This window comes from Myroides sp. NP-2 (genome assembly GCF_014145665.1).
Lineage (GTDB): Bacteria > Bacteroidota > Bacteroidia > Flavobacteriales > Flavobacteriaceae > Flavobacterium.
The window spans coordinates 1-4602 of record NZ_JACHTD010000031.1; the positions used below are offsets into that span (position 1 = coordinate 1).

Consider the following 4602-nt stretch of genomic DNA (forward strand, 5'->3'; position numbering starts at 1 on the left):
AGACTCTTTATTTCGATTATCCAAATTTATTTTTAAAAAATATTTCTGAACCAATCTCAAGCCTTTTCTACTGCTTTTCTATGAACGTCTGCTTGTTTAATGCGGATGCAAAAGTAGTACCTTTTTCCCCACTTCCAAATTATTTGTTGCTTTTTTTTTAGTAAAATTTCACTTTTATTCACAACTCATTACTATAACGCACGTTAGATCGAAAAGTTTTTTTTTGTAGGTTGCGCGGTTCGCTCGTTGCTCTTTGCTCGTTGCTCTTTGCTCGTTGCTCTTTGCTCGTTGCTCTTTGCTCGTTGCTCTTTGCTCTTTGCTCGTCGCTCTTTGCTCGTCGTGAGGTTCGTCTCCTATTTCTTGGTATTCCTCTCCAACTCCCCTCCAACTCCCCTCCAACTCTCCCTGCACAGTTACTGGAAAAAAGGCCTTTTTGTCGAAGAAGTGTTGGAGGGGAGTCGAAGCAGAGACATGAAAAACAACTACAACAACCAATCACAACCTTTATAGGAGGGTTATAAAAAAAGGAAAGCAAATTCGAAATAGCCAAGAGTATGCACCAAAAAAAGAAAATAGCTTTTAATCATAGGGACCTACTTATTAAGTACAATCCATATAAAGGAAGGAAATACAACTCAAGCGTCTTGGTATGGAAACTCCTTTTATATAGGTGTTGATGTTTTAGCTACATGGTTTGGTGAGGAGGGCTAAAAATATCATCGCCTCTATATAAATTGTCCAAACATGTCGCTTTATTAATATAAAAGGAAGAACTAGTCTTATAGTAGCTTATCAAGGAATGAGGAAAACTAAAGAAAACTAACAATAAATGTATAAATAAAAAAGGAGAGCTTTCGCTCTCCTTTCTGTACAAAAACAAAATAATAATTCTAAAATATAAAATCTTAAAATGATGTTGTGATACCAACTGTTAATCCGGCAGCTTCAGTTACATAACGACATACCCCACCTACACATAATAATCCTCCGCGTTGTCTTCCATAACTTGTAGATATACGCGTCGTACCTTTCGTATAACTGATCCCTGCATTATAATAATGAATACGTTCATCTTTAATATCATTACCATAATTATAGATATCATTAACAAAGACAGCCCAATTAGCATTATAAGCAAACTCTAGAGTTCCTCCTACCCAATTCTTTTTATCTTCTTTCGTCCATAAATGTTGTGCTTCTAAGCGAACCGATTTATTATCCAAGAATTGATATGTAGTTTCGAAAGAAGCAATGTTTACTTTGTACTTCCCAATTCCAGGTCTTTCTTCTAAAATACCTGGATTATAATATTGGTTCAAATACATAAAAATAGAAGACCAATTTTTTGACCATTTCTTTCGAACTTCAATCCCCAAATCTGAATAGCTTTTTTCTCCAAATCCAAAGAAATCAGCCTTAGTTCCAGATTTATCAGCTTTTTGTTCATTTTCAAGATTTGCCCAATAGGATCCATTCACAACAACATTAGTTCCATACTCTCCTCCTAGCGTTGTACCTTTAGCAAACTCATAGTAAAAATCAAATTGTCCTCCAATTTCCCCTAACTTACCCTGTCTCTCTAGATCAAAAGTAGGTTGTGCTTGATACACATAAATATTCTGCAAAGAATAGTCGTATTGTTTGGTCAGTCCTGGAATATAGTTTAAAGTACCTTTAAAATAATCATTCCCAGCAAGATTTCGTTCAGAATAGAAACTCATGTTTTCCATTCTTCTAAGATTAACATCGAAACCTAAACCTTTCTTAGCATATCCTCCATTAATTAATAAAGCATTCCCTTTCTGTTGAACATCGGGTTTAACGCGAAACAAATCTACAAGCGCATCTTTGTCTTTATAAACATATTCAACACCCATATAGAAACCACCCTTACCAAAATTCATTCTCCCACTATAACCACTAGTCAGTTTATCTAAATCGGTATTATATTGTCTTGAGTTCTCCATGCGACCAAGATAGCTGAAACCTGCAGACCAGTCTATCTCATAGTTTTCCATCATACCGGAAATATCAACATTCACATCACCTCCTATCAAAAAAGAATTGGATAAATCAAATCCCATTCCAACACGTTGCTTTCCACCTAAAACGGTAACATCGATATAATCTAATAACGTATACTTCACGTTTAATCCGAGCACAGCGTTATTAATACCTAGCTGTCTATCTTCCCATGAACGAAATAATAACCCACTACCAAACTGATCGTAAAAATGCCCAGCCGTCACATCTAATCCCAATTCTCTATTGTTATATCTTGCGTAGAGTGTTCCAATATCGAATCCCTTATAGTCAGGGGAATAATTCAATAATGCTTTAGGCTCATACCCCTCTACTTGAACGCCAAAACTCCAATTTTTCCAATCATAGTCAACTTTCAAATAAGAATTTGTTCTAAAGCGATCCTCGGCTTCATTCTCATCAATTTTGATCTTCTTATCATCAATATACCATTGCGAATTATTTTCAAAACCAACGCGAACCTGTGCTTTAGCTCCGAAAAAAAGAAGCAATCCACAAGCCGTAAAAAATATCTTTCTCATCGACTTACTTAATTAAAGCTTTAACTTGTTTAATTAATTCTTTTTCAACTCCTGGTGTATAGCTAGTGTGCTTATAAACAATTTTGCCTTTATATACCACTGCTGTGAAGGGCACATTCACTACATTCATTGCTCTTTTCAGATCGTGATTCGTATCCAATAATACAGTGTAATCCCAACCTTTTCCATTAACTAAAGGTTTTACTCGTTTCACTGACTTGGCATCATCAATAGAAACAGCAATTAATTTTACTCCAGTTTCTTTTTGCCAATCATCATACACATCATTAATTGCGGCTAATTCCTTCAAACATGGTCCACACCAAGTTGCCCAAAAACTTACAATGACAGGCTTCTCCTCATTAGCATAAGAAGAAAAATCAATTTTTTTGCCCTCTAGATCTGCAAGCACAACAGCAGGTAAATCCTTTTGTTGAGCATTAACTGTAGAAAAGACAAACAGTAACATAAATGCATAAAACGCTTTCATAATATTCAGTTTTAGTTGTAAGGTTCAAAAATAGACAAAAAAATGTATATTTAACTTTTTGTTAACCGAAATTTATACATATTTTTACGAAAACAACTTTAACAAATAATTTTATGAAAACAACAAAAAATTACTTCCTACTCCTTGTACTTACTTTAGGGATAGGATTATTCAGTGCGTCCTGTTCTTCAAGTGACGATAACAAAGGTGGTAATGATGATGACAATCCACCTCCAGGAAAAAAAGAATTAACTATTACTGCAACTAACACAACAATTAAAGTTGATGATGTAGTTACATTCTCAGCTAAATTCGGTAATGAAATTATTAAAGATGTTCAATTCTTTATTGATGAGCAAGCCATTGAGAGTGACACTAAAACCTTTGATCAAATTGGAGAATTTAAAGTACATGCGAAAAAAGCAACAGGTGAAAAAAGTAACACCTTAACTATTTCTGTATTTAAAGATGATGAAGAAATCAACAATGCATTGAAATTCGTTCACAAAGTAGTTGTAGAAGACTTTACTGGTGCTTGGTGTGGATATTGCCCACGAGTAGCAGATAAAATCGAAAAACTTGAAGAGAATTACCCAAACAATATCGTAGCTATTGCTATTCATAACTCAACAAACCCAAACGTTAATCACGGAGGACATGATCCATTCGACTTCTTCAAAACAGAAAGAAGAAGCTTCGAAAACGAAGTTGGAGTTGGAGGATATCCTTTTGGAATGATTGACAGAGTAGATGATTTTGAGGGTAACTTTAATAATTTTCAAACTTATATTAAAGATCACTCTACCATTGGTATTAAAATCAACTCAGAAATCTATGAAAATGATGGAATTGTAAAAGTTGGAATTAAATTTGGAGAGGATTATACTGAAGGAGTAAAATTTGCTGTTTTCATGGTCGAGGATCATTTACTATTCAGACAGTCAAACTACTTACCGAATCTTTATACAAACTATCAAACAGTAAATGGTTTTTTACAAAATTTCGAACATAACAACACATTGGTTGGTTTAGCAAATGGGTTTAGAGGAGAAGAAATTAGTTCGGCAGTAAGTGTAAAGAGTGGTGAATACACAAATGAAAATATTTATATTAAACATCATGCAGCTAACTTAGACAACACCAGAATTGTTGTTGTCGTAACAGATAAAAACGGAAAAGTGTTAAATGCGGCTTATACCAAATCAAATACTGAAATGAACTACCAAGTAGTACGTTAATAAAAAGAGCCACAATTTGATTGTGGCTCTTTCTCTTTCTTATTGAAACAAAAAAGCCTGACAATTTCTTGTCAGGCTTTTTTTGCTCCCCCTCTTGGAGAATAACTATTGTTTCTTGTTAAACCTTATTACATCTAAATACATCTAAAAAGCTTTACTTATAAGGGCTTTATGTGTTTTAGCAAAAACAAAAAACATTAAAATTCAGAAATGGTTGGATAATTGGTTGGATAAAACTAAATTTACAGTATATATAAATCATATCGTTATGGCTTCAATTAAGTATTACCCACAGCAACCAAAAGGTAAA

4 protein-coding genes are annotated in these 4602 nt (G+C 34.0%); 1 reads left to right on the forward strand and 3 read right to left on the reverse strand.

Translation table 11 applies throughout. The annotated features are described in order from the left end of the window. Window positions 1-174 precede the first annotated feature (174 nt). From H4K35_RS15385 to H4K35_RS15395, 3 genes are all read right to left on the reverse strand, one after another. Window positions 175-495, reverse strand: a complete 321-nt coding sequence (locus tag H4K35_RS15385; protein WP_182628789.1) for a hypothetical protein — start codon at window positions 493-495, stop codon at window positions 175-177. A gap of 410 nt (window positions 496-905) precedes the next feature. Continuing rightward, window positions 906-2564, reverse strand: a complete 1659-nt coding sequence (locus H4K35_RS15390; protein WP_182628790.1) for a DUF6029 family protein — start codon at window positions 2562-2564, stop codon at window positions 906-908. 4 nt (window positions 2565-2568) lie between these two features. Beyond that, the gene (locus tag H4K35_RS15395) at window positions 2569-3054 is read right to left on the reverse strand and encodes a TlpA disulfide reductase family protein (RefSeq protein ID WP_182628791.1); all 486 of its coding nucleotides are present in this window, start codon (window positions 3052-3054) and stop codon (window positions 2569-2571) included. Window positions 3055-3167: 113 nt separating this feature from the next. On the opposite strand from H4K35_RS15395, the gene H4K35_RS15400 reads away from it, so the two are divergent. Beyond that, on the forward strand, window positions 3168-4292 hold the full coding sequence (locus tag H4K35_RS15400) for an Omp28-related outer membrane protein (RefSeq protein ID WP_182628792.1): 1125 nt from the start codon (window positions 3168-3170) through the stop codon (window positions 4290-4292). The last annotated feature ends 310 nt before the right edge of the window (window positions 4293-4602 follow it).

Coding starts and splice junctions, on each gene's coding strand:
- H4K35_RS15390 (WP_182628790.1), bottom strand. CDS start 2,564: ATGAGAAAGATATTTTTTACGGCTTGTGGATTGCTTCTTTTTTTCGGA.
- H4K35_RS15400 (WP_182628792.1), top strand. CDS start 3,168: ATGAAAACAACAAAAAATTACTTCCTACTCCTTGTACTTACTTTAGGG.
- H4K35_RS15395 (WP_182628791.1), bottom strand. CDS start 3,054: ATGAAAGCGTTTTATGCATTTATGTTACTGTTTGTCTTTTCTACAGTT.